Source organism: Helicobacter sp. (assembly GCF_014799995.1).
Classification (GTDB): domain Bacteria; phylum Campylobacterota; class Campylobacteria; order Campylobacterales; family Helicobacteraceae; genus Helicobacter_D.
On the sequence record NZ_JAAVGY010000027.1, the window covers coordinates 1 to 23879 of the forward strand.

Genomic DNA, 23879 nt, shown 5'->3' on the forward strand with positions numbered 1-23879 from the left:
ACCACTCTTAAAGGTGCAATGCTTGTTATGGATATTGCAGAATCTGCGATTAAACAACTAGATAGCATTCGTGCGGACTTGGGTTCTGTGCAACAACAAATGCAATCCACAGTCAATAACATCACGATTACTCAAGTGAATGTAAAATCTGCTGAAAGTGGAATCAGAGAAGTAGATTTCGCAAGTGAATCTGCAAACTACTCTAACCTAAACATTCTAGCTCAAGCTGGAAGTTATGCAATGAGCCAAGCAAATGCAGTGCAACAAAATATCTTAAGATTACTCCAATAGTCTTTTTAAGATTCTTAAAAGCAAGGGATAAATCCCTTGCTTTTGCTTAGCTTTTATTTCTTTAATATTCTTGCTTTTCTTATTCTTGTTCTTGCTTTAAATTTATTTTTTTCTGTTTGTTCTTTTGAAATTATCTTTAGATTTGTTTTAGTTGTTGCGAGAAGTTAGGATTCCAAGTCTCTAGCCCTGCGATAGAAACTTGAGATTTTAGGTGTCTTAAGGACAAACTAAGCAGGGCTTTCTTATAATTTAAATCGTTTTTATAAGTTTAGTTCTCAACTTAATTTTTTACAATTAAGATGAGGACAATTAAAACTATCATAAAAGAAATAATTTCAATCATCTCTACTACCTCCTTAAACTTTTTCAAGTTTCTATCTTCAGTAGCAATCCTTAAGACATTTGATTATAGAGTTTCTAAACTTTAGAAATGGTTAATGATGATTCTTGTTGTGTCGTTACGAGCGTTATTTATAATGCGTGGCAATCTACAATCTCATTTGTTTTAAGATTCCATTGTTTGATGATTATGGATTGTTACAATCCCACAAGTAGAATCTCGTAATGATATTGCAAAAGGGCAAAGTGAGCTATGGTTTGAGCGATTCTAATACCCTTTGCACTTCCTCGCAATCGTCAAAGTGTAAGGTTTTATCCCCGATGATTTGATAAGTTTCATCGCCTTTTCCCAAAATCAGCAAGACTTCTTCTTGCTTAAGGTTTTTGATTGCCATTTCAATGGCTTTGGCACGATTTTCTTCTAAATGAATCTCACGATGATTTCTTAGGTCTTGAGAGATTCCGCTTAAAATTTCCTGTATAATTTGAGATGGAATCTCACTGCGTGGATTGTCGCTCGTGATATAGAGTTTTTGCGCATATTTAGCGGCGCATTTCCCCATTTTTGGACGCTTGCTTCTGTCCCTATCTCCTCCTGCGCCGAAGACTACGGCGATTTTTTGGTGCAAAAAGGATTGAAAGATTTTTTCCATACCATCTTCGGTGTGTGCAAAGTCTATGATGATTAAGGGATTTTGGCTCACGACTTGCATTCTCCCTAAAACTCCGCCGAAGTTTTCTAACTTCTTGCAAATTTCATCTAATGTAACATCTTCTAGGAGTTTGACTGCCCCGATTGCTGCAAGTGCATTATAAAGATTATGTTTGCCAAAAAGTGTGCATTCTAGGCTTGCCTCTTCTTTGCCATAGGCAATTTGTGCTGTAATGCCTCCTTGCAAGCTGTAAGCTTTGGCATTAAGTGTCGCGGGGGATTCTATGCCATAGGTGATAGCTTTTTCTAGCGCATAGTGCGCATTGGGTTCGTCTTTGTTAATCAGTTTTAAATCCGCAGGATTGGCAAAAAAGGAGTTTTTTACCGCGATATAGTTTTCTAAAGTCTTATGATAATCCAAATGGTCGCTCGTGATATTCGTAAGAATCCGCAAGTCAAAATGCAATCCCTCAATGCGATTTTGCACAATCGCGTGCGAACTAACTTCCATTACGAAATATTGGCAATTTTCCGCTCTTGCCTCGTGGATTGCGCTGTAAATCTCTAGCAAACTAGGAGTTGTGAGCCCTTTGGGTCGTTTTTGGATTCCATTGATAAAAAACCCTCGCGTGCCGAGCAAGGCGACAGAATAGCCAAAATCTAGCAAAATAGAATAAATCATTGCTGCGGTGGTGGTTTTGCCATTCGTCCCCGTAATGCCAATCAGTTTAAGGTTTAAATCAAAATAGTTTATTAAATCTTTTGGAGTAATAAAAATTTCAAATCCATTTTTCTTTGCAGATTCTTGATAATTCTGATTGCTTTGAGTGATTAAAAATGCGCAATTTTGAGGGCTACAATCCTGTGTATCTTGTAAATTTTCTCTTGAATCATCGCTAATGAAGCGTAAAGTGGAATCGTTATTTGGTTGAATCGCTACTCGCATTAAATTTCCTTAATTTTATATGGAATCATAAGTTTAAGATTCTTTGTCTTTTAAGATTTTACGATAAAGACGCATAAAGTCTTTGTCATAAAACAATAAATTCCCCGCATTTTCAAAGTAATTAATCGCAATTTCTTCAAAGCCGAATTTTACGAGATTGCGCACAAAAAATAAAAATTCGTTTTTGTTTGTAAAAATGATTTTGGAGCTAAACATTAAATCTTCAAACGCCTCTTTGAAGCCGACTTTGGCAGAATGGACTACGAAATCCTCATACAAGATTCCATCGTTTTTGTCAATCTCTGCTTCTTGCAAACTCCAAATTGCGAGATTAAGTGCGTAGAGATTTTTATCAAAATTTTCAATCATTTCTAGCACTATTTCCTCTGCCTCTAAATCGTTTTTCCCACGAATCACTTGATAATATTCAAACAACGCACGTGCCTCATCTTCGTATTCTAATGCCATATCCGAGAGTGCGCTAAGCATATTGAAATAGCGGGATTCTTTGTCGCTTAGGTTATTAAGGAGTAGATTTGCATAGGAGAGAATCTCTAAAACACGCGCATATTGATGCTTGCTAAAGGCGAGTTTAGCTTTGTTTCTGAAATACGCAAAGTCTTTTGCCATTTTTAAGCCTTAAATTCTCTTTAGGATTCGTTAATAAGCTCAATGTCGGGGTGAATGTCGTTTTTAAGCGTGCGTTCAATGCCGAATTTAAGGGTTTGAGTGCTGCTTGGACAGCCTCTACACGCACCCTCTAAACGCACAAAAACTTTACCATTTTCAATTTTGAGTAAAGTTACATTGCCTCCGTCTTGAATCAGTAATGGACGCACTTTGTTAATGCTTAATTCTACGGGTTTTAAAAGTTCTTCATCGCTAAAGGGAAGCATAATTTTCCTTGATTTTGATTTATTTGTTTTGTGAAATCTTATTCAAACTAGGATAATACTTAAGTTTTCTTAAAGTTTTAATAAAAAAGTTCTTAAAAATATTTAATGTAATTTTATTTAAAATGTTTTATAATTACAAGATTTTTAGGTTTAATGGCGTTGTGCAAAGCACTGGTAATCTACTTTAGGAGGGTTTTATGCAAAATGATGAAGTAGTAATTGAGAGTTATTTAAAAGTAACTTCAGAGCGCAAAAAAAGAAAAAATCCTGCGCGTTGGGATATGTTACAAAGTATTACAGGAGCTATTTTAGCGATTTTTATTTTGTTCCATATGTGTTTTACATCTTCTATTTTATTAGGTACAGAAGCATTTGAAGCAGTGGTTGGCTTCAGTGAGGGTTCATTCATCTTTGGAGGACATGGGATTCCGCTTTTAACCACTTTAGTCGTGCTTGTGATAAGCGTTGTGTTTGTGGCGCACGCGTTTTTGGCTATGAGAAAATTCCCCGCAAATTTCCAACAATTTATGATTTTTAAAACACACAAATGTTTGATGAAACATTGTGATACCACACTTTGGTGGATACAATTTTTGACAGGATTTGCATTATTTTTCTTGGGTGGCGCACATCTTATCACCATTCTTTTTAACTCTACAAGCATTAATGCAATCACTTCTGCGTCAAGATTCGTAGAGGGTAATTTGGCAGAATTTTATCTTGTCTTGCTTGTAGTTATGGTATTGCACGCAAGCATTGGATTGTATCGCGTAATCATCAAATGGGTTCCGCTTGAAGCACCAACTACCGCACAAAGCAATGTAAAACGCAAAAATGTTAAAGTTGCTGTGTTTGCAGTGTTTATCGTTTTGGGTGTCATTGCATTTATCGCGGATTTCACTTGGATTGCGTTAGGCAAAAGTCTATAAAGGAGAGATGAATGAAAATAGTATATTGCGATTCATTAGTGATTGGTGGAGGTTTGGCAGGACTTCGTGCAGCAGTTGCCTGTAAGGAAAAGAATCTTAATACAATCGTTTTAAGCCTTATTCCTGTGAAAAGAAGCCACTCTGCTGCAGCTCAAGGTGGTATGCAAGCAAGTCTTGGAAACTCCAAAATGAGTGATGGTGATAATGAGGATTTGCACTTTGCAGATACAGTAAAAGGAAGTGATTGGGGTTGCGACCAAAAAGTTGCTAGAATGTTTGTTACCACAGCTCCTAAAGCGATTCGTCAATTAGCCGCTTGGGGTGTGCCATGGACGAGAATTAAAAAGGGTGATAGAACTGCAATCATTAATGCACAAAAAACTACTATCACTGAAGAAGAATTTAGACACGGATTAATCCATTCTCGCGACTTCGGCGGAACAAAGAAATGGAGAACTTGTTATACAGCGGACGCGACAGGACACTCTATGTTGTTTGCGGTGGCAAATGAAGCACTCAAAAGAGGTGTTTTGATTCACGATAGAAAAGAAGCTTTGGCTTTGATTCATAAAAACAATCGTTGCTATGGTGCGGTTGTGCGTGATTTGATTACAGGTGAATTGATTGGTTATGTTGCTAAAGGAACATTGATTGCCACAGGTGGTTATGGAAGAATTTACAAAGACACAACCAATGCGGTAATTTGTGAGGGAACAGGGACTGCATTAGCACTTGAAACAGGAATCGCGAAATTAGGTAATATGGAAGCGGTGCAATTCCACCCAACCGGACTTTTCCCAAGTGGGATTCTACTTACAGAAGGGTGTCGTGGAGATGGTGGAGTCTTGCGTGATGTTGATGGTTATCGCTTTATGCCAGATTATGAGCCAGAGAAAAAAGAGCTCGCAAGCCGTGATGTTGTCGCACGCAGAATGCTTCAAAGAATCCGCGAGGGTAAAGGCGTAAGCTCTCCTTATGGTGAGCATTTGTGGCTTGATATTTCAATCTTGGGACGCAAACACATTGAAACAAACTTGCGTGATGTGCAAGAAATTTGTCAAGTTTTTGCAGGAATTGACCCTGCGGATAAATGGGCTCCTGTCAAACCAATGCAACACTATTGTATGGGTGGAATCCGAACCAATGCGAAAGGCGAAACTGCATTACAAGGGTTATTCTCTGCTGGTGAAGCAGCTTGCTGGGATTTGCATGGTTTCAATCGCTTAGGCGGAAACTCTGTAAGTGAAGCAGTAGTTAGCGGTATGATTATCGGGGATTATTTCGCAGAATCTTGCGTGGGAACTTATGCAGACATTGAAACTAAGTTGGTAGAAGAGTTTATCAACGCACAGCAAAGTTATTTGGATAGCATTTTGGCAAATACAGGCACAGAAAATGTGTTTGAAATCAAAAATAGCATGAAACAAATTATGGGTGATAAAGTGGGAATCTTTAGAGATGGAGAACACTTAGCATCTGCTGTAAGTGAGCTAGAACAACTTTATATCCGCAGCAAAAACATTGGAATCAAGACAAAACGACTTTCAGCTAACCCCGAGTTAGAAGAAGCTTATCGTGTGCCAAAAATGTTGAAAATCGCATTGTGTGTAGCAAAGGGTGCATTAGACCGCACAGAATCTCGTGGAGCGCATAGCCGCGAAGATTATCCAAAACGTGATGACCAAAATTGGTTGAAACGCACTTTGACAAGCTGGGAAAATCCAAATCAAACAATGCCAACAGTTACTTATGAGCCACTTGATATTGCTACAATGGAAATGGCTCCGGGATTCCGTGGATATGGTGCGAAAGGAATGATTATTGAAAATCCAGAGAGCCTAAGACGTCAAGAACAAATTGACAAAATTAGGTCTGATATGGAAGCACAAGGGAAAGACCGCTATGAAATTCAAGAAGCACTAATGCCATTTGAGTTACAACCACGTTATAAAGCGCGCAATGAGAGAATAGGAGACAAACAATGAGTGGAGCAGTTCAAAGCAGTAATAGAGAATTAACAATTAGAGTATTGAAGTTCAATCCCAATAGCGCAGTATCTAAACCACATTTTGCAGAATATAAGCTCAAAGAAGCACATTCTATGACGGTTTTTATCGTGCTAAATATGATTCGTGAGCAGTATGACCCGGATTTGAGTTTCGACTTCGTTTGTCGTGCGGGGATTTGTGGAAGTTGCGGAATGATGATTAACGGACGTCCTCGTCTTGCTTGCCGCACTTTGACAAAAGATTTTCCTGATGGCGTCATTACTCTTATGCCATTGCCTGCATTTAAGTTGATTAAAGATTTATCAGTAGATACAGGAAATTGGTTTAATGGTATGAGCAAACGAGTAGAAAGCTGGATTCACGCACAAGAAAAAAGCGAAGAGCATATGCGTCAAATTGAAACAAGAGTAGAACCAGAAGTTGCCGCAGAAGTTTTTGAGCTTGATAGATGTATTGAGTGTGGTTGCTGCATTGCCTCTTGTGGAACAAAACTTATGCGTGAAGATTTCGTGGGTGCTGCTGGATTTAACCGCGTAGTTCGGTTTATGCTTGACCCACACGATGAAAGAACAGACGCAGATTTTTATGAGTTAGTCGGTGATGACAATGGTGTATTTGGGTGTATGAGTTTGTTGGCGTGCCACGATGTTTGCCCCAAAAACCTACCATTGCAAAGCAAAATTGCTTATCTTAGACGCAAAATGGCTACTGCAAAATAAGCCTGCTTGGAATCCCACTTGGGATTCCAAATTGCTTTTTATTTAGAGAGGTGTCCGAGTGGTTGAAGGAGCACGCCTGGAACGCGTGTAAAGTGCAAGCTTTCGAGGGTTCGAATCCCTTCCTCTCTGCCAGATTGATTTATTATCGCACAAATAGAAACGATGAAATAACCTATAATTTTAGCTTTTTAATAAAGACGACAAACGAGTAATTATTTAATAACAGGAGCAGTTAAAATAAAAAATATTTCTTTGCAGTCCTTGCAGCTGCACTTTACGCAATAAGTATCCCATTTTCTAAAATTCTACTCCAATTTATAGAGCCTACAATGATGGCAGGGCTTTTATATATCGGTGCGGGGCTTGGTATGGTTATAGTTTCTTTTGTCAAAAAGAAGATAAATGCACCACAAGAACAATCGTTATCTAAAAAACAGCTTCCCTTTATTATCGCAATGATTTTATTAGATATTTTAGCACCGATATGTCTGTTGATTGGCTTAAAAACAACAAATGCAAGCAATGCTTCTTTATTGAACAATTTTGAAATAGTCGCTACTGCCGTTATTGCGCTCTGTTTATTTAAAGAAAAAATTAGTATTAGATTATGGATTGGAATATTTTTATTACCATATCTTGTATTTTGTTATCCGTTGATGAGATTGATGATTTTAAATTTTCAATGGGTTTTTTGTTTGTGCTTCTTGCTTGTATTTTTTGGGGAACAGAAAACAACTGCACAAGGGTATTATCAAAAAATAATCCATTGCAAATTGTTTTGTTAAAAGGTATATTTTCAGGCAGTGGTTCATTAATCATCGCTTTATGTATTGGTGAGAAGATACCCCAAACCTTATGGGTGATTTTATCGGTTTTGTTATTGGGATTTGTTGCCTATGGTTTAAGTATTTTCTTTTATACTTATGCTCAAAGGACTTTGGGGGCTGCAAGGACTAGTGCATACTATGCAATCACTCCATTTATAGGGACAGGATTATCATTTCTAATTTTCAAAAATGCACCCACTTATTTTTATTTTATCGCGCTTATTTTTATGATTATTGGTGCATTTCTATCCTCAAGTGATGAGAAGCTGTTTTAGTGCTAAAGAATCAATAAATCAAAAAGAGCTGATTGATAGATTGGCAAATGAGCTCATTGGTTTTAGTACTAAAGAATCAATGAATTAAAAAGAGCAGGGCGAGTGGCGTGCTATCTATTTGATAATTTTTAGATGAATCAATATTTCAAGCGGTGAAAGTTTGAAATGTGGAGACATAAAAATAGCAATAGAAAATAGGAGAATCAAAATTACTAATTCAAAACACGAGGTAGAAGCATTGATATTTTGCAAAAATTAGCTTTCAATAAAAGCTTGGAGATAAAATTTATTGATTAAGAGACTTGCAGGTAAAACTAGAATCCCAAGATTCTAGTTTTGTTTTCGTGTTATTGAATCACACCGCAAACCATTCTAGCACCGCCGCCGCCAAGTGCTGCTGGAGTATCGTGATGATTATCGCCCCCCACATGAATCATTAAAGAATGGTTTTTTAACTCCGCTAGAGTTTTGACTTTTGGAGATAGAACAGGATTGTTTGCATTTCCCTTTTCATCAACATAGAGTGCAGGTAAATCCCCAATGTGTCCTGCATCACTCCAGGGGTAAGAATGGGTGTTTGTCTTGTATTTATCCCAATGTCCGCCCGCTTTCATCCCTAAGCCTTTATCAGTTGCACCACAATCAGGATTTTCGTGGATATGGAATCCATGCAAACCGCTCGCGATTCCTTGTAGATTAGGATAGAACGCCACACCATATTTTGTTTCCACTGCTACCACTTCACCTACATTTTTTGTGCCCTCTTGTGAGAGTGCATTCATAGGAATTACCAAATGATTTTTTTCGCTTTTTGGATTATAAATATCTGCGCTCAAAGCCATACTTGCGACTAATCCAATACCTAATGTGCCTACTAAAAGTTTTTTCATTATTTTTCCTTTATTGTTGATTATGCTATTTGTGCAATAGCATTCAAATTATAATCAAGGTTAAGTTTAAAATTGCTTTAGAAGCACTTGAATTTTGTATCTCAATTAAGCTTTTGCTTTATCTAAAAAGAACTAAATCGCATTTTCTCCATTCTGCGGAATTGTATTGGCAGGAGTTTGTTGCGATTCTTTCTCCTCTTCAAAGGGTGGTCCTTTTTGTAATAGTTGTGTGAGTGTTGCGGCTTTTTGGGGCGTCATTTTAGCAAGGATTTTGCTCATCACTTTGGTATCAAGAGCGAATAAAATTTCAGCAGCCTCTGCATCTGGTAAGGTTTCTAAGATTGCGGCAGATTTAGAATCTTTCATACCCGCATAAGTTTCCCCCACTTTGCTTTGTGTTGCCCCGCGAATCTGCTTTAAGACTTCCTCATTACGTTTGAGCAAACGCGTAATCTTCGCCTCCCTTTCTTCTATTTCTTTTTGTGCTTCATTTAAGGCAATTTCACGTTTTTTTAAATCCGCTTCTTTTTGGTCTAGGACATTTTGGGTTGCACTTTGCAGGGCTTGGAGGGCTTGCTGTTGCTCATCAATTCTTTCAATTTCTTGAAGAATCTCTGCTTTACGTTGTTCAAAAATAATATTGCAATCAATCACCCCACGTTTTTCAGTTGCCCCTATGGGTAATATTCCCAAGATTAAAATGTATAGAATCCATTGTTTCATTGTTGTTCCTTGTGGTTTGCATAAAGCATAACAGAGATTTCATCTAAGTCTTTAGTCTCTTGTTTTTTTGCCTGCTCAATCATCTTTTTTATCTCTAAGCCATCTAAATATTTTGCTTTTTCAAATTCAATATTTTGCACTCTAAAGTATTCTTGCAATTCTTGCTTTTTATGTTTTAGTTGAGACAATTCTTGCATTTTAAAGTCAATGGTTTGACGAAATTCGTCTTTGTGATGCGTAAAAGTCAAAAAGGCTTGATAAATTCCACTTTTGGGCTCTTGAAGTGTTGCAAACTCACGCACAAGTGCGTCAATTTCACTTTGTTTTGCACTAATGGCTTGTGCATTTTTTTGTAGCATTATTTCAGCCTCATCTACCTTTTTTTTGCGCAATAAGACGAGTTGCGTGAATTTTGTTTTCATTCATATTCCAAAAGTCTATCTGAAAATCGTATCATTCCTATCTGGACTCGTAGAAATCATTTTGATTTTTACCCCAATGAACTTTTCTAATGCCAAGATATAGTCTTTTGCATTTTGTGGCAGCTTATCAAATTCCCTTATACAAGCGGTTTTATCCCACCCTTGAAAAGTTTGATAAATGGGCTTGATATTCGTTAAATTACTTGGGAACTCCTCTAAACGTTCGCCTTTTTCATTTTCGTATGCAATGCAGACTTTGATTTCTTCAAAACCATCTAAGACATCTAATTTCATCATTGCTAGTGCGCTTGCTCCATTGAGGCGGCAAGCATATTTTACAGCCATTGCATCTAGCCAGCCACAACGTCTAGCGCGCCCCGTTGTTACACCAAATTCACTGCCTTTGTTGCGTAGATTCTCACCAATGATACCCGTATCTTCTGTTGGGAATGGACCATTGCCCACGCGTGTGCAATAAGCCTTAATGATACCAATCACTTCTCCTAGCTCACGCGGTGCGATTCCTGTTCCGCTACACGCACCAGCGGAGATTGTAGTAGAGCTTGTAACAAAAGGATAAGTGCCAAAGTCAATATCTAGCATACTTCCTTGTGCGCCCTCGCATAGAATCTTTTCTCCTTTGTCCATTGCTTGCCAAAGCATATTGGTAGTATTTGCCAAGAAAGGCAAAAGCACCTTTGCGTAAGATTCTAATTCTTTCTCAAGACTTTCTAATGTTGGAATCTCTGTTTTAAATCCTCTGCTTACAAGATCCTCAAGCTTTTCTAGCACTTTTTTGGCAAGGGCTTTTGTGTCTTTTAACTCCTCAATACGAATCCCTTTGCGTGAAACTTTATCGGTATAGGTTGGTCCGATTCCTTTACAAGTCGTGCCAATAGCCTGTTTGGCTTGTTGTTCGCTTAGTTTGTCTAGCATTTCGTGATAAGGTAGAATCAAGTGCGCCTTTGTGCTGATAAACAATCTCCCTTGCAGTCCGCCATACATTTCTTTGAATTGTTTCATTTCTTCAATGAGTGCGCTCGGGCTAATCACTACTCCATTGCCAATAATATTTTTGCATTGGGGATACAAAACCCCAGAGGGAATCAAGTGCAGGGCATATTTTTTGCCATCTACTACAATAGTGTGTCCTGCGTTATGTCCGCCTTGATAGCGCACCACATAGTCATAATTGCGGGCAAGCAAATCTACCATTTTTCCTTTGCCCTCATCGCCCCATTGAATCCCAACAATTAAATCTGCTTTGCTCATCATCACTCCTTAATATATTGTATTAGATTGTCTGTATAGATTCCAAATCCGCACGCATTCTGCCCCAAAATCTCATATTCTCCGCCCAAAATCAATGTAACATTTTCTGCAAAGAATCTAAAACACAAGCCCTTATAATAACTCATTGGAGCATAATATAATGGTGAGATAATGCAATGCGTATAATGAAAATTGGCTGCCAAATGATAGAGACGTTCTAACTCTTCTTTAAGAATATTTGGCAAGTCGTGTTTAGAATCTTGCAAAAATTTCTCTAAGGATTCTTTATTATGCACTTGCAAAAGTCTTGCCATTAAGGGATTTGCACATTCTATTGCTCCCACATCAATTTTTTCAAAAGCAACAAGAGGAATCCCGAAAATTTCTGCGCAAATTTGCGGAATCTTAACATTTGCTAATTGTAAGAAAACCTTTTGAGAATCGGAATCTGACAACTCTGTAAGATGTGTGATTCCCTTTAAAATTTGCAAAGAAATTTCAAGAAAAGGCAAAATATCACAATCTTCTAAATTTTCTACACCAATTTGATGCACTTCTGTTGTGGGATAAATAAAGATTGGTTGGATATAAAACCAACGTTTGCCAATAGCAGCTTCCCGCAAATGTGGAGCAAGCAGGCGAATCGTGTCAATCGTGGAATCGTTGCGTAAAGCAATCTGATGATTGTATTGATTGTTTGTGCGCACGACTTCACGACTTTGCGTGTCTCTTTGGTATTCTAAGTAGGCAAAAGTCGGCGTTACAATCTCTTCATAACCCTTTTGATACAAAATTGCGCTTGCAAGATTCTCTAGTTCTCGCTTGGCTTTAGCGTTTTTGCCAAAGTAGAGTTTGCACCCCTGTGGTATTTCATGGCTTAAAATCACAAAATATCCTTATAAAAATCTCTAAAGAGCGCATTGTAACATATTTTATCAGAAACTTTTATTTTTTGGTTTGTTTAAGTGATTTTATTGCGCAAAATTACGATTATTTGTGCAGATTTTGCTATAATTATAAATAAAATATAAGGAGAGGGTGATGGCATTTAAGATTAACACACAGCCCTACATTAATCATTATCCGCAAGTTACACCAAGTGCGCCTGTGAGCAAGCCTAGTGTAGAGACTCCAATAAAAAACACAATCAAAACCGGGAATGCCACAACGACACCACAAGTAAAATATCCTTCGCACAATCTATTAAGCAAATATAATTCTGCTGGGTCTTATTACAATTCTCAAAGTGCGCTCAATCACCAATTAGGAATTAATAATAACACAAATTACAATGACGATGAGGGCAAACAAGCCCTAATACAAAATTTGCAACAACAAAGCAATGCCTTTAATCACGGAATCTCCAATAGTGGAGATTCTGCTTTGGGGTGGAGTGATGCACTCGGGCAGTATTTAAATTTAGATGATATTGCTTTACAGAAAAAGCTACAAGAACAGCAGGCAGAACAAGCCCAAAATGATTTTTTAAACGAACTTTTATGGAATCTTAAAAAGAATTTGACTTTGTAATTTGTATTCCATTGTCTTTTTGTCTTGCTATTTTAAAGCAGAATCAATTTTCTTTTACCTTTAAATGTTATAATTGAGCTTTAAAATTTGTGTAAGGAAAGTTATGAAACAACTGACATTAGGGATTATTGGATTAGGCACGGTGGGTAGTAGCGTTGCAAAAATCTTGAAAAATAATCAAACGTTAATTGCTGCACGTGCGGGTTATGCGATTCGCATTAAACAAGGTGTCGTTAAAGATTTATCTAAAAGTCGCCAAGTGTTTGATTTTCCCATTACAAATGATGTGGATTCTATCCTAGAGGACCCAGAAATTGATATTGTCGTAGAATTAACCGGTGGTGTAGATACTCCCTTTGAGATTGCAAAAAAAGCCTTGCGCAATTCTAAAGCATTTGTAACTGCCAATAAAGCAATGCTTGCTTATCATCGCTATGAATTACAAAAAATTGCCGGAGATTTGCCTATTGGCTTTGAAGCAAGTGTTGCAGGTGGAATCCCGATTATTAAGGCATTGCGTGATGGATTGGGAGCAAATCATATTTTAAATATTTGCGGAATCATCAATGGCACTTGTAATTTTATTTTAACCAAAATGAAAGAGCAGGGGGTAGAATATCAAGAGGTTTTACAAGAAGCGCAAGAGTTGGGTTATGCGGAAGCCGACCCTACATTTGATGTAGGTGGGTTTGATGCAGCACATAAATTATTAATTTTGGCGAGTATTGCTTATGGGATTGATGCGAAGCCAGAAGATGTTTTGATTGAGGGTATTACGGAAATTACACAAGAAGACATTGCCTTTGCCAAAGAATTTGGTTACCATTTAAAACTACTTGGAATCGCGAAAAAAGACGGAGAAGAAATAGAATTGCGTGTGCATCCTACATTGTTACCAAAAGAAGCAATGATTGGCAAAGTAGATGGCGTGATGAATGCGATTAGTGTCGTGGGCGATTGTGTGGGCGAGACACTTTATTATGGTGCAGGAGCAGGTGGAAATGCAACTGCAAGTGCAGTAATTTCGGATATTATTGAGATTGCGCGCACCAAAAGTTCCCCTATGCTTGGGTTCAAAACACCAAGTGATAAGTTGCGCCTAAAGCCGCTAGACAAAATCATCAGTGCGTATTATTTGCGTATTTTGGTGCTTGATAAACCCGGAGTTTTGGCAAAAATTGCAACAATTTTTGGTGAAGTAGGAATCTCTATTGATACTTTTTTGCAACGCAAGGCAAAAGATAAAAATCATTCTACTTTGCTGCTTTCTACGCATTCTTGCAGTGAAGCAGAAATCAAAGTCGCTTTAAAACGCATTGGTGCTTTAGATGTTGTGCATGCGATTCCGGTTATGATTCGGATTGAAAAGTGATTTAATTTTCAAGGGCTTTTGTGAAAGATAACAAAAATCTTTTTAACACGACACAGAAAGGCAAAGAAGCGGAAAATTTTGCGTGCAAGTTTCTGATAGAGCAAGGATTTGCCATATTGGAACGAAATTTCCATACGCGTTTTGGTGAATTGGACATTGTGGCTAAAAAGAATGGAATCTTGCATTTTGTGGAGGTTAAAAGCGGCGTTGGATTTGAGCCTATCTATAATCTCACTCCTGCAAAATTAGAAAAACTTACCAAAACCTTGAATGTCTATTTGAATCAACAGCGCATTCAAGATCCCTATTGCCTTAGCGCATTGGTTTTGTCTAAACAAGCTGTAAATGACGATTTCCGCGCACATTGGCTAGAAAATTTAACAATATTTTAGTTTAACTCTTGCCGCCCCCCCCCCCATTTTGCTATAATGCCTATTTTATTTTATGTTTTAAGATTTAATAAAGAAAATCTTATTGCAATAATTTACAAATAAAAACCAATGGAGTTTTTAATAAAAGAATCTCCAAGATAATAAAACACATTACAAGGAATCCACTAATGACAAACCCTCATTCTGCCAAAGAAAGAATCCAAAACCATTTAGCCTATAAACTCGGGCTTTGTATGATTGCTTATGATAAAAATCAAAGAGAAAACTTAAAAGATTCTTCAAATATTCATCTACAAGAATCTCTAAATTCCCTAAGAAATTCTAAGACGATTTTAAGTGCGGGGGGGGGGGCATTATCTAGCTTAAAGATTCTCTCACTTCCTAAACTTTTCTTTCAACTCTTTAAAATCAAACAGACCCACAACAAAGAAAAACAATTCTACCAACAAGCTATTGCTGTTTTCCCCTCCCTTAAATATCCTCCATTGGAATCTTGTAAGGATTATAAACAATCTTTGTCCTATAAGTATCATTTAACTTATCTTTTAGGAGAAGTTTTAATAAAAGCAAATAGAGATTTATTTAAAGGAGGATATTTAACATTAAACAAAGAAATCAAAAGGGCAAAAGAGAAATATCAAAAGATTTCATATATTACAAAGGAATTAAAGCTTTTTAACCAAAAATTCTACGAACAAATAGATATTGTAGAGCTAGCAGATTCTAGTCAAGAAATTTATTCTTTATTGCAAACTTATAAAGATTATCCACCACTTCTCCAAACCCTCTTTGTTAATTTTTCTTTCCTTGAACAAAATCTTAATGAAATTTTCTCTTGGCTAAACTCCAAAGAATTTAAAGAACAATATCTTGATACCAATCACCCTTATCCTCCCTTATTAAATCCAGAGAGATTAACTAAAGATTCTAATAATCCTTATCCCAACTTAAGCTATGGAACAATCCCCGCGGAACTTGCTTGGGATTTGAATCTGCCTTTGCCGCCGTATTATAAATTTATTATGGCTAAAGGGCATGGGAGTGGAGGGGCTGCTATGGGTAGATTTTTTATGTGTTGCGGAGTAAAATTAATCTATCAGTCTTGTAGAACACCTTTGTTCGATTTTTGTGCTATTTATCAGTTTTTGCTTTTAAATGCTGAAGAATATAACATTGTGGGGTTACATCACTATGGACACAATTCTGAATTTTCAAAAAACAAAAAAGATAGAAGTAAATTCTTTTATCTTTTTGCTGCCAAAGTTCCTCTTTTATTTCAAACAAGAGATTCTATAGGACAATTAAAACACGCATTAAAAAGGCATTGGACGGAAAAATATAAGAATAAAATTCTTAATGTGGGAGATGATTTTATGAATCTTTTTCCAAATATTAGACCAAAGACATTACCGATGAATTTGGATTCATATAGAAATCAAGTTTTCATTCAACACTCTTTAATTTATTCTTTACATTCTTGTAATGAAATTATTTTCGTGGATATGGCTGAAATTTCTAAAGAAAATGCATTTAATACCCTTTGTGGTTTAAGTAAAAAACTTGGATTTAATGAGCCGAAAGAAAAAGATAGATATATTTTTGAAGCAAAAAGCTATAAAGGTTTTTTAAATTTTTTATTGCCAATTAATTTTGTTTGCAAAGATATAAAAATTAAAGTTTTAATTCCTGGTAAGTATGATAATTTAGAGGATTGCACAGAGTTATTATTAGGTTTACATACATATAGTTTTGCATTTTTCGCAAGTAAGAAAGATTTACAAATTTTACAAAAAGAGGAAGAGATATTGAATGAGTTTAGAAAGTATCTAAGTAAATTTGCAAAAATCTTGGAAGAAAAACTAAAAGAATCGGAGGAAATAACTTACAGGGAAAAAGATATATTAGAACATTTGCGTAAATGTGGAAGTGTAAGGAGAGACTTAAAAGAGATTTTAGATGAGCAATTAATTGATATTAAAAAGTTGCGCCCTGACATTGTGAAGTCTTGGAAATATTATCAAGAATTTGAGAGAATGTGTGAGGAGATGGACGGAAATGATTAGGTAACTTAACGTTATTGCGAGATTCCATTTATGAAACTTGTAGGGGGAATGGGAATGCATCTCTGTAAATACTCTTGTTCTTACGAAGTCTTGTAAGAACAAGAGGAGGAAATCGGGTTATTGCTAAACTTTATGCACTTAAAAGCTTGTGAATATTGTGTGTGTTGAATATTCCTGCTTTAAAGGTATCTGTTTTTGTGAAGTTTAGCGGGTTAAACATCAAACGATTTAATTGCATTAATTCGTCAAATCGTTTAAAGGCAGATTCCATTTTTTCTTTCATTTCTTCCATTTTTTTGAAATTACTTTCTACTACATTCCAAATCTTAGAAGCTTCCTGACTTACACCATTGCTAGCAGTTTGCAAAGAATTAAGGCTAAAAGAGATATTCACTTCAAGTTTAGTAACATCTGCCATAGAGGTATTATTAAACAATCCGCTAATTCCATTTCCTGATGCCCCAAACAATGTATTGGTGCTATTTTGCGCAGTAATAGAAACTTGCAAATTAGAAATAGAAGCACCCAAGCCTTGATAGGTTTTGTTACCAATGTGCGCGCTAAGGCTTTGAAGAGCATTTAAAATAGAATCATTTTGTGCTTGATTTTGCAAAGATTCGTCTTTGATTGCTTCGCTAACTAAATCAATATGATGCACTTGCCCACTACTGCCATCTTCGCGTAAATAGTCGGCGGTTTTTTGCTTGATTCCAAGTAAATCTCCCTTTTGTCCTCTCATCATTTCTTGACTTTCTTGAGCGTTAAGATAGATAACCCCAATCCCCTTTTCGCCCAATCCTACTAATTGTCCTTCACCATTTGCGTCAGGAGTCCAGATTCTTAATTTGTCATAAATTGGGTCATCTTTGTCAATTTTTCCATCGCCATTTTCATCATAAATGCTTAAATCTTTGAATCCATCTCCGCTTTGTGTGCCAAAAAGCTCATTACCATCGTTGATTTTCCCATCACCATTTTTATCAAGTGCTAAGAATCCAGAGCCTTTTTTGAGTGTAGAGATTTGGTCAGGAGTGCCATCGCTATCCAAGTCAAAACGCATTTTAGTATCACTTAGCTCTGTGCCACTACCATCATAATCAATCACAAGTGGATCAACAATTTTCTTATTGACGCCTTGAGGAATGTTTTGTGTAGCATTTGAGCTGTTAATTTGCAAATTTTGCATAAAGCTTTGGGAAACATTAATGCTTAATTCCAAACTTCTTGAAACCCCATCACCCCCTACCATTGTGCCCGAAATAGAAATGGATAAGCTTTGAGAAAAACCTTGAGAAAGGCTGATTCCGCTACCTATAATTTGACTTGCGAAGTTTTTGTTATACAACAAATCTGACATTGTCAATGTGGTATTTTGTGTAGTGTTTGAACCACTGCTTGGGAATAATTGTTCCCATAATTTCATCATTTCGTCTTGAATTTCTGAAACTTTACTCAAAGCCCTGTTTAAAATTGTTTTTTGAAAATCCCCTAAACCGTCAGCATTCAAGTTACTACTTGTGATAATACTATTGGTTTGTCCCTTTGCGTCTTGGTTAATGGTTGATTGTGGAACACTATTTGCTTTAGTGTTTGTAAGCTCTTCTTTAACAGCACTCCATTGCGTGGTGGTATATGAGGCTTGCAAAGAAGAGAAACTTAGACTTGCTGCTTGCATTGTTTCTCCTTTATTTTAAATTTCATTCTCTATATCGGTTATTTTTTAAAAAACTAAAATAAATTTTTTGTAAATTTTTAATTTTATGACGCAGTTCCTAGATATTTAAGCATTATGAAATGAATTTGAGAAGTTTATTTTGGTGTTTTCTTTGCAAAATATAAAAAATAAAACTTAAAAATTATTTTTAATTATATAAGCTTATATTAATTAAAGATTAAATACAATTTTGCCATTAAAATTACAAGGAGAATCAAATGTCTTACACACAAGATGTCATTCAAAAAGTCCAAAAACTCTATCCTGACCAAGTAGAGTTTCATCAAGCGGTTAAAGAAGTGCTAGAATCCATTGAACCTGCGTTAAAGAAAGATAAAAAATATGAGGCTCATAAAGTTTTAGAAAGAATCGTGATTCCAGAGCGTCAAATTAATTTTCGTGTAACTTGGGAAGATGACAAGGGTGAAATCCAAGTCAATCGTGGTTATCGTATTGAGTTTAGCTCCTTGCTTGGACCTTATAAAGGCGGTTTGAGATTCCACCCAAGCGTAACAGAGGGAATCATTAAATTTTTAGGATTTGAGCAGATTTTCAAAAATTCTTTGACAGGACTTGCAATGGGCGGTGGTAAAGGCGGAAGCGACTTTGACCCTAAAGGCAAGAGTGATAGAGAAGTGATGCGATTCTGTCAAGCATTTATGAATGAACTTTATCGTCATATTGGAGCACATACAGATGTTCCTGCGGGAGATATTGGAGTAGGCGGACGTGAGATTGGTTATTTGTTTGGGCAATATAAGAAATTAACTAACCGCTATGAAGGTGTTTTGACAGGTAAATCTTTGCTTTGGGGTGGGAGTTTAGTGCGCACAGAGGCAACAGGCTATGGCAATGTGTATTTTGCACAAGAAATGCTCAAAAATAGCAATGCAGGCGAGTTAGAGGGCAAAGTTTGCCTTGTTTCTGGTAGTGGAAATGTCGCAATCTATACGGTAGAAAAACTCCAACAACTTGGTGCGAAACCTGTAACCATTAGCGATTCTAGGGGTATGATTTATGATGAAAAAGGAATTGATTTAGCATTGCTTAAAGAAGTCAAAGAAGTAAGACGCGAGAGTTTGGAATCTTATGCTAAAGAGCGCAGTAGTGCTAAATGGACGAATGTAAAAGATTATCCTAAAGACCATAATCCATTATGGACGATTCCGGCTTTTGCTGCATTCCCAAGCGCAACACAAAATGAAATCAATGCAAAAGACGCACAAAACCTGCTTGATAATGGTTGCAAATGCGTCAGCGAGGGAGCAAATATGCCTTCAACGATTGAAGCAGTGCATAAGTTTTTGAATGCAAAAATTTGCTATGGTCCGGGCAAAGCAGCTAATGCAGGTGGTGTTGCTACAAGCGGACTTGAAATGAGTCAAAATGCTTCTATGACAGCTTGGACTTTTGAAGAAGTGGATAAGAAATTGCATAATATTATGAAAAATATCTATGCTAATGCAAGCCAAACCGCAAAAGAATTTGGCGAGCCTACGAATCTTGTGCTTGGAGCGAATATTGCAGGCTTTAGAAAAGTCGCTAATGCAATGATTGAGCAAGGTTTATAATTCTCATAGTTGGATAGTTTTTGAAACTCTTAAAATTCTTTCTTTTCTTTATCAGTTGGAATCTCGCTTTATACGCGGAGATTCCAAGTTTTCCTCCTTATCAAGAAAATTTCATTTCCCAAGAAGAACTGACTTCGTTTGTGATGAGCGAAAAGCTAGATGGCGTGCGCGGAATCTGGAATGGTAAAGTCTTAAAAACGCGTAAAGGCACGATTATCCAAGCACCGAAATTTTGGCTTATGAATTTTCCTCCCTTTAATCTTGATGGCGAATTGTGGTTTGCGCATAATAGTTTTGAAAAAGTCTCAAGTGTCGTGAGAGATTCTGTTCCCAATGAGGCAGAGTGGAGCAATATTACTTATCAAGTCTTTGATGTGCGTGGCGTCTGTGATGAATGCACTTTGAAAGAACGTTTAGAGCGGCTTGAAAATTATTTAAAAGACTTTCCTAATCCTTATATTAAAATCATTCCTCAAATCCCAATCAAAAGCCGCAAACATTTAGAATCTTATTATCAAAAGATTCTAAATTATGGTGGAGAGGGCGTGATTTTGCGTAAAGATTCTATGTCCAATGTGGGTTATAAATTCAAGCCCTTTATGGATTCAGAATGCGTTGTGCGAGGCTATACTCAAGGCAAAGGCAGAAACTCTAATAAAATGGGTGCAATTTTGTGTGAGGGAGAGATTTTAGGAGAAAAGAAGAGTTTTAAAATTGGTTCAGGATTTCGCAAGGAAGAGCGTATAAATCCTCCTAAAATTGGCACAATCATTACTTATAAATATCAAGGTTATACCAAAAATAATTTGCCCCGCTTCCCTGTATTTTTGAGAGTCCGAGAGGGAGGAATCTAAGTAGGAATTTACAAAGGGATTCGCCCTAGATTGTATTTTATAGAACTTTCTGCATTTTGGGTAAAATTTTAATAGAAATTATGTAAAATACGCTTTTTAAATATTCTTGATTATCTTTTAGGAACAATTTTGAGAATTAAAAATTTTTTATTTCAGAGTTTTGCACAAATATTTTTCCCTATTTTTTTTTTTTTTTTTTTTATTGCTTCGGTTGTGATTTTTATTCGTGTTGCAAGTGTTACTTTTGTTGTTAAAATCAGCTTTTTTGAATTGTTTTCTCTTTATTTTTACACGCTTCCTACAATGATTTTTTTTGTGATTCCGCTTAGTTTTTTTATTGCGTGTGCGCTTGGATTGTCTCGTCTAAGTTTTGATTATGAATTGCCTGTTTTGTTTGCACTTGGAATGAATCCTAAAGTGATTATGAAAATTTTTCTACCTATTGCCTTGCTGGCGAGCTTTAGTTTGTTGGTTTTGTCTCTAGTGCTGACACCACTAAGCGATGTAGCCTATCGGCATTTCTTGGAGGAACGCAAGAATAGCATTAATATTAATTTGCAAGCGGGTGAGTTTGGGCAAAAGCTCGGAGAATGGCTTGTTTATGTGCAAAGAAGCAAAAAAGATGAAAACATCTATGAAAATATCATACTCTTGTCTCTTGCAAAAGAGGATAATAAAGAAAAAAGAGGATTGATATTTGCCAAAGAGGCAAAAATTTCTAATACAAATGGAGTAATGGAAGTAACATTAGAAAATGGCAAAATCTATCGCAAGCCCAATGAAGGTATTGAAAGGATTGGTTTTGATAAATTGGTATTGAGAAACACGATAGATTCTTTAGAGGAATCTAATTTGGGATTGATAGAATATTGGAAAAGAGCATTTTATCCTAATTCAAGACAGGAAAAAACTAAAAGAAATCTTAGTATGTATATTTCACTCTCACTTTTTCCGCTAATTAGCCTATTTTATTATCCATTTTTAGGGATTAAGAATCCCCGCTACCAAAAGAATTATACGATTTTGCAAGCAATGGTGGTTGTAGGCGGATTTTATGCGTTGATGTATTTATGTGCAAGCTACATTCCTTTGCTTGGTTTGGTAATATTGCCGTTGGCTTGGGCATTGGCTGGTTATTGGTTGTATCGGCATTATGTTCAGAGATTTTATTAACTTATCTATTGGCAAGTTTGAATCCAAAAGATGAACTTACAACAAGATTCTGCAAAAGATTCTATTAAGGTTGCAATGCGCATTGCTTATTATGGTGGAGCTTTTTTTGGATTCCAAAGTCAAAAAAATGTTTTGAGTGTCAGTAGTGTCTTAGAAGCCGCGTTACAAAGCATCGGAATTTTTAGTGAATTTGTAGGAAGTGGGCGCACAGATAAAGGGGTGCATGCAACGGCTCAAGTGATTTCTTTAGAGATTCCATACTATTGGCACAATTTAGAGAGTCTAAAACAGCATTTAAACTCTAAGCTTTTACCTTGGATTAAAGTAAAACAGATTTGGTTTGTTCCAAAGGATTTTAATGCGCGTTTTTCCGCTAAGAGACGCGGATATTGTTATGTGTTAAGCAAACGCTCTTCCCCATTTCTTAATACCTTTAGTCTGTCCTACACGATTCAAAATGTCGCATTATTTAAAGAGGCTTTGAGGCTTTTTGTGGGCACACATAATTTCAAAGCCTTTATGAAAAAGGGAGGTTGTGGGGATTCTTATATGGAGGATATAAAAACAAATAAGAATCTGGAGGCGCAGAGCGTGCGCACAATTTATAAGACAAAATTACTAGAAAGCAAGGATTTTTGGATTCTGTCTTTTTGGGGAAGTGGGTTTTTGCGTGCGCAGATTCGCTTGATGGTTGGGTTTTTGTTAGAGATTGATAGAGGAGATTTGAACTTAGAGGAGCTCAAAGCGCAATTAATGGGGGAGGAGATTTACAGAATCCCTGTTGCTCCTAATGGATTGTTTTTGACACGTGTGGATTATTAAAGTTTGCTTGGATTTTAGCTTTGTCGGGCATTGATAATAATAGCTAGAGTTTAAGCCCAAGTTCAAACTTAGGCTTAAATGGATTGGAGTTGTAAATTACAATTCAGGTTTAGGTGTTTTGTCTGTGGCAACAGGTAATTGTGGATAAACAACTTTTGGTTTTTCTCCACTTAAAGCTTTAAGGAAAGTTGCAATTTGGTTTGCTTCTTTGTTGCTGATATTGATTCCAAGTTGGACGCTTCCCATTTCTTTGATTGCATCAGTTAAGCTCCAAATTGCACCATTGTGGAAATAAGGAGCAGTCTCTGCGATGTTTCTTAGTGTCGGAGTTTTTACCATACCATTTGCATCACCTTTGAAATCCCCAAGACTTGCAAATTTGTATTTTCCAGCGACTTCAAATCCTTGCATACCACCGCCTACATTGACGCCTGTATGGCAAGTTGCACAGCCTTTATCTAAGAAAACTTGCAAGCCTTCTTTCTCTTGCTTAGTGAGTGCTTGCTCATCACCATTTAAAAAGGCATCGTAACGTGAAGGAGTGATGAGGGTGCGCTCAAATGTCGCAATTGCATCTGCAATGTTATTGAAAGTTACTCCACTTCTGCCATAGATTTTTTTAAATTCTGTTTGGTATTCTGTTAAAGATGAGATTTTTTCAACAGCTAGTTTTGCAGGTGTTGCCATTTCTGGTTCTGCTTCAATAGGTCCTTTTGCTTGGTCTGCTAAATCTCCCGCACGTCCGTCCCAAAATTGTGCAGAATTTAAGACAGAGTTATAAACGGTTGGAGAGTTTAGATGATGAGGGTTAGCTGTCCATTTGTGTCCTACTGCTGCGGCGATTCCATCTGCACCACCTAATCCTAAGTTATGGCAGGTATTACAAGAAATCAAGCCACTTTTAGACAAACGAGGTTCAAAATAAAGCTTTTTACCCAATTCTGCTTTTTCTTGTGAGAATGGACTGAATTTGACGCCCAATTCTTTAAGCATTGCTTCCACACCAGCTTGGTCTTTTGGTAGAGGAACTAATCCACTATCTTTTGCTTGGCTTAAAAGATCTTGCGCGCTAAGTGTAAGAGTAGAGGCAACTAAGATTGACGACAACGAAACAATAAAACGTTTCATTTGAACTCCTAATAAAGAAATATGATTGTTTGACAATCAGAAAAATTTTATCTTATGCAGACTTTTAAAA

General features: G+C 36.6%; 23 protein-coding genes, 1 tRNA gene and 1 pseudogene. 15 read left to right on the forward strand and 10 right to left on the reverse strand.

What is annotated here, in order from left to right; translation table 11 throughout:
• Positions 1 to 291 (forward strand): flagellin (locus HDT10_RS04130; protein ID WP_290880303.1); only part of this gene is annotated, 291 nt, incomplete at its 5' end.
• A gap of 590 nt (positions 292 to 881) precedes the next feature.
• Here HDT10_RS04130 and HDT10_RS04135 read toward each other — a convergent pair.
• The 3 genes from HDT10_RS04135 to HDT10_RS04145 are packed head-to-tail and all read right to left on the reverse strand — an operon-like array spanning position 882 to position 3124.
• The gene (locus HDT10_RS04135) at positions 882 to 2228 is read right to left on the reverse strand and encodes a UDP-N-acetylmuramoyl-L-alanyl-D-glutamate--2,6-diaminopimelate ligase (protein ID WP_290880305.1); all 1347 of its coding nucleotides are present in this window, start codon (positions 2226 to 2228) and stop codon (positions 882 to 884) included.
• 33 nt (positions 2229 to 2261) lie between these two features.
• Complete coding sequence (locus HDT10_RS04140; RefSeq protein WP_290880307.1) at positions 2262 to 2858, reverse strand: hypothetical protein; 597 nt, start codon at positions 2856 to 2858, stop codon at positions 2262 to 2264.
• Positions 2859 to 2878: 20 nt separating this feature from the next.
• A complete protein-coding gene (locus HDT10_RS04145) occupies positions 2879 to 3124 on the reverse strand; it encodes a NifU family protein (RefSeq protein WP_290880309.1) in 246 nt (81 codons plus the stop codon).
• 197 nt (positions 3125 to 3321) lie between these two features.
• Here HDT10_RS04145 and HDT10_RS04150 point away from each other — a divergent pair, with 197 nt between their 5' ends.
• The 6 genes and pseudogenes from HDT10_RS04150 (at position 3322) to HDT10_RS04175 (ending at position 7883) form a co-directional block, all read left to right on the forward strand.
• A complete protein-coding gene (locus HDT10_RS04150; RefSeq protein ID WP_290880312.1) occupies positions 3322 to 4053 on the forward strand; it encodes a fumarate reductase cytochrome b subunit in 732 nt (243 codons plus the stop codon).
• An 11-nt stretch (positions 4054 to 4064) separates the two neighbouring features.
• Positions 4065 to 6038, forward strand: a complete 1974-nt coding sequence (locus HDT10_RS04155) for a fumarate reductase flavoprotein subunit (protein ID WP_290880315.1) — start codon at positions 4065 to 4067, stop codon at positions 6036 to 6038.
• Positions 6035 to 6781 carry a fumarate reductase iron-sulfur subunit gene (locus tag HDT10_RS04160; RefSeq protein WP_290880316.1) on the forward strand — a complete coding sequence of 249 codons (747 nt, stop codon included), beginning with the start codon at positions 6035 to 6037 and terminating at the stop codon, positions 6779 to 6781. The genes HDT10_RS04155 and HDT10_RS04160 overlap by 4 nt, the downstream gene beginning before the upstream one ends.
• A 44-nt stretch (positions 6782 to 6825) precedes the next feature.
• Positions 6826 to 6913 (forward strand) — tRNA-Ser (locus HDT10_RS04165).
• A gap of 125 nt (positions 6914 to 7038) precedes the next feature.
• Positions 7039 to 7566: pseudogene (locus tag HDT10_RS04170) on the forward strand (DMT family transporter); the annotation flags it as partial.
• Complete coding sequence (locus HDT10_RS04175; protein ID WP_290880350.1) at positions 7464 to 7883, forward strand: DMT family transporter; 420 nt, start codon at positions 7464 to 7466, stop codon at positions 7881 to 7883. The pseudogene HDT10_RS04170 and the gene HDT10_RS04175, both read left to right, overlap by 103 nt.
• Positions 7884 to 8230: 347 nt before the next feature.
• Here the strand turns inward: HDT10_RS04175 and HDT10_RS04180 are convergent, their stop codons facing one another.
• The 5 genes from HDT10_RS04180 to HDT10_RS04200 all read right to left on the reverse strand — a co-directional run bounded on the left by HDT10_RS04180 (position 8231) and on the right by HDT10_RS04200 (position 12077).
• Positions 8231 to 8773 (reverse strand): superoxide dismutase family protein, encoded by a 543-nt coding sequence (locus HDT10_RS04180; protein ID WP_290880318.1) that lies wholly within the window; start codon positions 8771 to 8773, stop codon positions 8231 to 8233.
• Positions 8774 to 8905: 132 nt separating this feature from the next.
• The gene (locus HDT10_RS04185) at positions 8906 to 9496 is read right to left on the reverse strand and encodes a MotE family protein (RefSeq protein ID WP_290880320.1); all 591 of its coding nucleotides are present in this window, start codon (positions 9494 to 9496) and stop codon (positions 8906 to 8908) included.
• Positions 9493 to 9918: a flagellar export protein FliJ gene (locus HDT10_RS04190; protein WP_290880321.1), complete on the reverse strand. Its 426-nt coding sequence runs from the start codon at positions 9916 to 9918 to the stop codon at positions 9493 to 9495. Before HDT10_RS04190 ends, HDT10_RS04185 begins: the two co-directional genes overlap by 4 nt.
• A gap of 15 nt (positions 9919 to 9933) precedes the next feature.
• Complete coding sequence (locus HDT10_RS04195; RefSeq protein WP_290880323.1) at positions 9934 to 11193, reverse strand: adenylosuccinate synthase; 1260 nt, start codon at positions 11191 to 11193, stop codon at positions 9934 to 9936.
• A complete protein-coding gene (locus tag HDT10_RS04200) occupies positions 11193 to 12077 on the reverse strand; it encodes an ATP phosphoribosyltransferase regulatory subunit (RefSeq protein ID WP_290880325.1) in 885 nt (294 codons plus the stop codon). The genes HDT10_RS04195 and HDT10_RS04200 overlap by 1 nt, the downstream gene beginning before the upstream one ends.
• 154 nt (positions 12078 to 12231) lie before the next feature.
• Between HDT10_RS04200 and HDT10_RS04205 the strand changes: the two genes are divergently transcribed.
• The 4 genes from HDT10_RS04205 to HDT10_RS04220 all read left to right on the forward strand — a co-directional run bounded on the left by HDT10_RS04205 (position 12232) and on the right by HDT10_RS04220 (position 16547).
• On the forward strand, positions 12232 to 12720 hold the full coding sequence (locus HDT10_RS04205) for a hypothetical protein (RefSeq protein ID WP_290880327.1): 489 nt from the start codon (positions 12232 to 12234) through the stop codon (positions 12718 to 12720).
• A 103-nt stretch (positions 12721 to 12823) separates the two neighbouring features.
• A complete protein-coding gene (locus HDT10_RS04210; protein WP_290880330.1) occupies positions 12824 to 14092 on the forward strand; it encodes a homoserine dehydrogenase in 1269 nt (422 codons plus the stop codon).
• 20 nt (positions 14093 to 14112) lie between these two features.
• Positions 14113 to 14484, forward strand: a complete 372-nt coding sequence (locus HDT10_RS04215) for a YraN family protein (RefSeq protein ID WP_290880332.1) — start codon at positions 14113 to 14115, stop codon at positions 14482 to 14484.
• Positions 14485 to 14651: 167 nt separating this feature from the next.
• Positions 14652 to 16547, forward strand: coding sequence for a DUF2972 domain-containing protein (locus HDT10_RS04220; protein ID WP_290880333.1), 1896 nt, complete (start codon positions 14652 to 14654; stop codon positions 16545 to 16547).
• Positions 16548 to 16677: 130 nt separating this feature from the next.
• On the opposite strand, the gene HDT10_RS04225 is transcribed toward HDT10_RS04220, so the two are convergent.
• Positions 16678 to 18222, reverse strand: coding sequence for a hypothetical protein (locus HDT10_RS04225; protein ID WP_290880336.1), 1545 nt, complete (start codon positions 18220 to 18222; stop codon positions 16678 to 16680).
• A 257-nt stretch (positions 18223 to 18479) separates the two neighbouring features.
• Between HDT10_RS04225 and gdhA the strand changes: the two genes are divergently transcribed.
• From gdhA to truA, 4 genes are all read left to right on the forward strand, one after another.
• Entirely contained in the window at positions 18480 to 19832 is a 1353-nt protein-coding gene (gdhA, locus tag HDT10_RS04230; protein WP_290880339.1) for an NADP-specific glutamate dehydrogenase, read from the forward strand.
• 20 nt (positions 19833 to 19852) lie between these two features.
• Positions 19853 to 20686 carry a DNA ligase gene (locus HDT10_RS04235; RefSeq protein WP_290880342.1) on the forward strand — a complete coding sequence of 278 codons (834 nt, stop codon included), beginning with the start codon at positions 19853 to 19855 and terminating at the stop codon, positions 20684 to 20686.
• Between the two features lie 129 nt (positions 20687 to 20815).
• Complete coding sequence (locus HDT10_RS04240; RefSeq protein ID WP_290880344.1) at positions 20816 to 21859, forward strand: LptF/LptG family permease; 1044 nt, start codon at positions 20816 to 20818, stop codon at positions 21857 to 21859.
• Positions 21860 to 21889: 30 nt separating this feature from the next.
• The gene (gene truA, locus HDT10_RS04245; RefSeq protein ID WP_290880347.1) at positions 21890 to 22681 is read left to right on the forward strand and encodes a tRNA pseudouridine(38-40) synthase TruA; all 792 of its coding nucleotides are present in this window, start codon (positions 21890 to 21892) and stop codon (positions 22679 to 22681) included.
• A 96-nt stretch (positions 22682 to 22777) separates the two neighbouring features.
• On the opposite strand, the gene HDT10_RS04250 is transcribed toward truA, so the two are convergent.
• Positions 22778 to 23809: a cytochrome-c peroxidase gene (locus HDT10_RS04250; protein WP_290880349.1), complete on the reverse strand. Its 1032-nt coding sequence runs from the start codon at positions 23807 to 23809 to the stop codon at positions 22778 to 22780.
• Positions 23810 to 23879 lie beyond the last annotated feature (70 nt).